6 protein-coding genes are annotated in these 5,434 nt (G+C 52.8%); all 6 read left to right on the forward strand.

Features of this window, described 5'->3' with window-relative positions:
- The coding region (locus BLL36_RS31150) for a hypothetical protein (protein WP_165448127.1) at positions 1-192 on the forward strand (192 nt) is incomplete at its 5' end.
- A 223-nt stretch (positions 193-415) separates the two neighbouring features.
- Positions 416-898, forward strand: coding sequence for a 6,7-dimethyl-8-ribityllumazine synthase (locus BLL36_RS29795; protein ID WP_076955164.1), 483 nt, complete (start codon positions 416-418; stop codon positions 896-898).
- A gap of 365 nt (positions 899-1,263) precedes the next feature.
- On the forward strand, positions 1,264-2,565 hold the full coding sequence (locus BLL36_RS29800; protein WP_083735363.1) for an aminomethyltransferase family protein: 1,302 nt from the start codon (positions 1,264-1,266) through the stop codon (positions 2,563-2,565).
- A 36-nt stretch (positions 2,566-2,601) separates the two neighbouring features.
- Positions 2,602-4,080 (forward strand): APC family permease, encoded by a 1,479-nt coding sequence (locus tag BLL36_RS29805; RefSeq protein WP_076955165.1) that lies wholly within the window; start codon positions 2,602-2,604, stop codon positions 4,078-4,080.
- Positions 4,081-4,102: 22 nt separating this feature from the next.
- A complete protein-coding gene (locus BLL36_RS29810) occupies positions 4,103-4,387 on the forward strand; it encodes a hypothetical protein (protein WP_076955166.1) in 285 nt (94 codons plus the stop codon).
- A gap of 217 nt (positions 4,388-4,604) precedes the next feature.
- The coding region (gene purU, locus BLL36_RS29815) for a formyltetrahydrofolate deformylase (protein ID WP_076955168.1) at positions 4,605-5,434 on the forward strand (830 nt) is incomplete at its 3' end.

Below are 5,434 nucleotides of genomic sequence, written 5' to 3' on the forward strand. Positions count from 1 at the left end.
CCGCTGTGGGCCGAACCGGATTTCCCGAAACACGGTTTCGGCTCGTCGGTGGAATACGCGGCCCAGCGCCGTGCCGACGTGGAGGCACCGACCATCATTCGTGACGGCCAGCGCGTGGACATCACCAAGTCGAACATCGTGGACATGGATGATCGCATCGCTCGCTATGCGTCAGGGGTCGGGGGCAACTGAGCTTACCCGGCCCAGGTTGATGTACCGACGCAGGCTTACTGACGTTTTCGGCGGGTTGTTTCCGTCGGAATCGGCTCAGTTGGTGCGCTAAACGATGAATTTAAAAGTGAATTTTTCATCAGGTGCAGCCACTTTGCTCGGAGCAAGTTGAACTGAACACCGTGTTTCAGTTGGCTAGCCGAATTCCGGGATGGGCAAACCACCTCAGATAGCGGATAAAAATATGAACAGTACTAATCGTCCGATCAAGAAAATCGCACTCATTCGCGCAAGATGGCACTCGAACATCGTTGATAAATGTATCGACTCTTTTGTGAACGAGTGGAGGGTGCTCGGACATAGCCAGGATCAACTCGAAGTTATTGATGTGCCCGGGGCGTTCGAAATTCCATTGCTGGCACAGACATTGAGTCGAACGGGTAAATATGAGGCGATCATGGGTTGTGCCTTTGTGGTCAATGGCGGTATCTACCGACATGAGTTTGTTTCTTCGGCCGTCATAGATGGAATGATGAGGGTGCAGCTCGACTGCGGTGTCCCTATCCTGTCGACTGTCTTGACCCCGCATAACTTCCAGGAAACTCCTGAGTTGATCCAGTTCTTCTCCGATCATTTCGTTATGAAGGGTCGAGAAGCGGCGCATGCCTGCAGTTCTATACTGCATGTGCGAGCGGCGGAGCCCGTTGCAAAGTTAGTGAGTGCTTGACGGTACAGATGGGGAGCCTCTACCGAGCTGTCTCCAGGTAATTACTCTCCGCACGCTTCGCTAAACGACCAAGCATTTTTCGTGCCCGCGAGGGCGCAGATAAATACCTCGAAGGCATTAAGGCAGAGCCTTTTGGATACTTTTCGACAGAAGGTTGTGGCCAGATGCTGGGTATCGTAATTCTCTCTCGACACTTCGATATCGAAAACATAACCACTGCAGATGGCTTGTCACTAAAGAGGGTGATTGCTGACGACAAGACGAACATGGTGTCATGAACTGTGAAAATAAAAAGTCAGAAATTAGGTCGCAGAGTTACTCAAATTAATAAGATTTCTGCCCCGCGAACTTAAAGGAAGTGTAACATGGCTTTCAAACTCCCAAGAACTCCAGCGCAATTCCGTCGCCCACTCAAAACCGCCCATGGCGACATCTTTGGTCCGCCACAGCATACCAATTGGGTCGATGAAGAATGCTCCTGGAAAGAAACCTGCTATATCGGTAACTGGTCTCAGGCGGTTCCCGCATTACGCTACACGGGGCCGGATGTGCTCAAGTTGTTTTCGGATTGCACTGTCAATTCGATGAAAAACTTCCAGATCGGAAACTCCAAACACATTATCCATACCAACAAAGATGGTAAGGTGATTGAAGAGGGGGTTCTGACCCGTGTCGGGGAAGAGGAATTCATTGCCTACAGCACGTTCTGGGCCGATTACTGGCGTCGAAACAATGGTGCCTACAATGTTGAAATGGAATTTCTCAATGTAGTCAGCTACCACGTTCAAGGGCCGACCTCGCTGCGGCTGCTTGAGAAAATGGTCGGCAAAAGTTTGCGCCACATGAAGTTCATGCGCAACGAAGACGCGGTGATGGCCGGCATCAAGGTGCGAATTCTGCGCCAGGGCATGAGTGGCGAAGTCGGTTTCGAGATTCATGCCGCGAGCGAGGACGGCCAGAAACTCTGGGATGCCATTGTTGAGGTAGGGCAGGAATTCGGTATCCGCCAGATGGGTGGCCGGGTTGCCATGCTCAACCATCTGCAGGCTTCTTACCCGACCTACATCCTCGACTACCTTCCAGCGATGTTCGACGAGGACGGTACCGGCTACATCGACGAGATGAGCAGCAATGTCGACTTTGCCGATAGCTATTACGGTTTTGCCGGCAGCTTTGATTCGGAAAATCTCAGCGACTGGTATCGCAGCCCTATCGAATTGGGCTGGGCCAATCGCATCAACTTCGACCATTCGTTCCGCGGTGACGAGGCCCTCAAAGCCGAGCTGGCAGCGGGACCAAAACGCAAGCTGTGCATCTTGCGCTGGAATGCCGAAGACGTGATTGGCGTCTACGCCGAATTCTTCAAGAATGACGGACCGCTGCCTGATTTCATGGAAATGCCGATGGACCCTCGCGGCTACATCTATTCGGACCAGGTGTTGAAGGACGGCAAACTCGTCGGTGCAACGTCCTCGCGCGGGTACAGCGCCCACTTCCGGGAAATGATTTCCCATGCGGTGATTGATATCGAACTGGCCGAACCCGGCACCGAACTCACCGTACTCTGGGGCGCTCCTGGATCGCCGCAACGCAAGATTCGCGTGATCACGGCGTCCTCGCCTTACAAGGAGAACCGTGGGCGCGTTGATCTCAATACCCTCGACTAACTAATAAAACCAATAAAATCCGATAGGAAGTTTAGCGTGAGTATTACAAACAGTGATATCGCCATCGATTCAATTACCGTTGCGACGTCTGCAACCAAAGACACCCCGGACCGTTGCAGGCTTCATGGGCAAATGGGCACCTTGCAGCTCGTGTTTACCGTACTTGCTTTCAACGCTCCTGTCGGGGTGGTAGCGGGTGTCATTCCACTGGTTATAGCCTTTGGGAGCGGCGTAGCCACACCGATGGTCCTCCTTGGGCTGGCATTGTTGATGGCGCTTTTCGCGGTTGGCTACACAGCCATGGCTCGCGTTATTCCCTATGCAGGTGGACTTTATACCTTCACGACAGCAGGTCTGGGTAAACCTCTGGGTTTGGCCGCTTGCTTCCTCGCGCTTTTGTCTTACACCGCGGGCTTTCTGGGCACCATTCCATTCCTTGGCATTACGATTCGGGAGTTGCTGGCATCCGTCGGGTTGGATGGTTTGCCCTGGTATGTACCGGCCGCTGTCTTCGCTGTTGTCATCTCGTTTCTGGGCTATCGGCGCATTGACCTCTCGACCAAAGTGCTCGGCGTGGTTGTAATTCTCGAAATAGCCATTGTCCTGGCTTACGATTTTTTCGTGATGAAACATGGCGGTGCGTCGGGAACGCTGACCTATGAATCCTTTGATCCTGCTGTACTGAAATCGGGTGGGATTGCGGTCGGTATCATGATCGCTTTCCTTTCGTTCTCCGGGTTTGAAGTAACCGCGGTTTTCAGAGATGAAGTGAAGGATCCAGCCCTCACTGTGCCGCGCGCAACTTACGCAACGCTGGGTGTTCTGGGTGTGCTGTATTCGGTGACTGCGTGGCTGATTATTCAAGCCTACGGCCCGAATGAGGCGCAGGCGATTATTGGTGCGAACCCTGGCGTCGCGTTCAAGGACAGTGTCACTCAATACGTCGGCGTTGTTGGCGGTCACATTGCTACGGTGCTCGTCGTTACAAGCGTGTTTGCGACGCTGCTTTCGCTTCATAACGTCATTGCACGGTATCTGTTCAGCTTAAGTGTCGACGAAGTGATTCCCGGTATCGGTCAGGCACATGCCGAGCATGGTTCACCTCACCGCGCGAGTGTTGTCGTCAGTGTCCTTACGTTTGGTTTTCTGATTGTAGCCGGCCTGAGTGGTATTTCTGCAGACGCGATTTTTGGAACTCTTATCGGACTGGCAGGTTACCCGTTGGTCGCCCTGATGACGCTGACCGCACTCGGAATTGCCTTTTATCAGATGCGTCGTTCCAGTTCAGATGGCTCGCTTTGGCAGCGGGTCATTGCCCCTGTTTTCGCGGTGGTGTTGATGGGCGCTGCTTTGGTAATGGTGACGATGAACATTGAGACCTTTACTGGCTCCGCAACGCTGGCCAACCTCTCACTCTCCCTCACTGCTGGAGCCGCGGTCCTCGCGATTGTGATTGCACTCATCATTCGCTCACGCAATCCCGAAGCTTACCGCCGCATCGCCACCCGCGACTAACTCTTAAACTCAAGGAACTCAAATGCTTAATCCTAAACACTACATCGTCGTAGCAAGAATCAAACCGAAGGAAGGCGCCAAGGAAAAGTTGCTCGCCCTGAGGGAGCGTCTGGTTGAAGAATTCAAGCAAACTTACCCTCAGTTCGTCAGCGCCAGCTTGTATGGGGTTGAAGAAAATGACGAGTGGCGGGACGTGGTCGTATTTTCAGAAATGCCGCCACTTGATCCACCGACCAATGCGCCTGTTTATGAAGAATGGTCCACGCTTGTTGATGGTACTGGTTTTGAACTATTAGAGCCTATCTAATTATCAAGATCTATTTTTCAGGCTATGACTATCAAGCATTAAAGAACTGATAGAAAGGTACGTGTTCCCCCATGGCCTGAGTATCGCTAAACGTCCGTCGTTTAAATCATGAGGTCTGTTGCGAGGCCTTATGAGTCACTTTGCAAAAAAAAGCATTGACTCTGTGTAGTAAAGGGGATTAACCCATTGAGCGAGTGCTATCCGAGAGGAGATTAAAATGTCCAAGTATTGTCTCACCGTAACTTGCCGTTCGACGCGTGGAATCGTCGCCGCGATATCGGGCTTCCTCTCCGAAAATGGATGCAACATTTCCGACAGTTCACAGTTCGACGATAAAGAGACTGGCAACTTTTTCATGCGCATTAGTTTCACCTCAGAGGAGGGCGTCGGCCTGGAAGCGCTGAAACAGGGTTTTGTCGATGTGGCCGGGCCGTTCGACATGGACTACGCCTTCCATGATGAAGGCAAAAAGATGAAAGTGCTCATCATGGTCTCGCGCTACGGCCACTGCCTGAACGATTTGCTTTATCGGTGGCGTGTGGGTGCTTTGCCGATCGATATCGTCGCCGTCATCTCGAATCACATGGACTTCCAGAAGCTGGTGGTCAACCACGACATTCCTTTCCACTGTATCAAGGTGACGAAGGAGAACAAGCCCGAGGCCGAAGCGCAGATCATGCGCATCGTGGCCGAGACCGAGGCAGAGCTCGTGGTGCTGGCTCGCTACATGCAGATTCTCTCCGACGAGATGTGTCAGAAGATGGCCGGGCGGATCATCAATATCCACCACTCCTTCTTGCCATCCTTTAAGGGCGCCAACCCTTACAAACAGGCACATTCGCGCGGCGTAAAACTGATCGGTGCGACCTCGCACTATGTCACCGGCGACCTGGACGAAGGTCCGATCATCGAGCAAGACACCGTGCGGGTCACCCACGGGCAATCTGCCGAGGATTATGTGAGCCTTGGCCGGGATGTGGAGAGCCAGGTGCTGGCGCGAGCCTTGCACGCCCATGTGCATCGGCGTGCATTTCTCAACGGGAACAA

The organism is Pseudomonas cedrina subsp. cedrina (genome assembly GCF_001983175.1).
Taxonomy (GTDB): domain Bacteria; phylum Pseudomonadota; class Gammaproteobacteria; order Pseudomonadales; family Pseudomonadaceae; genus Aquipseudomonas; species Aquipseudomonas cedrina.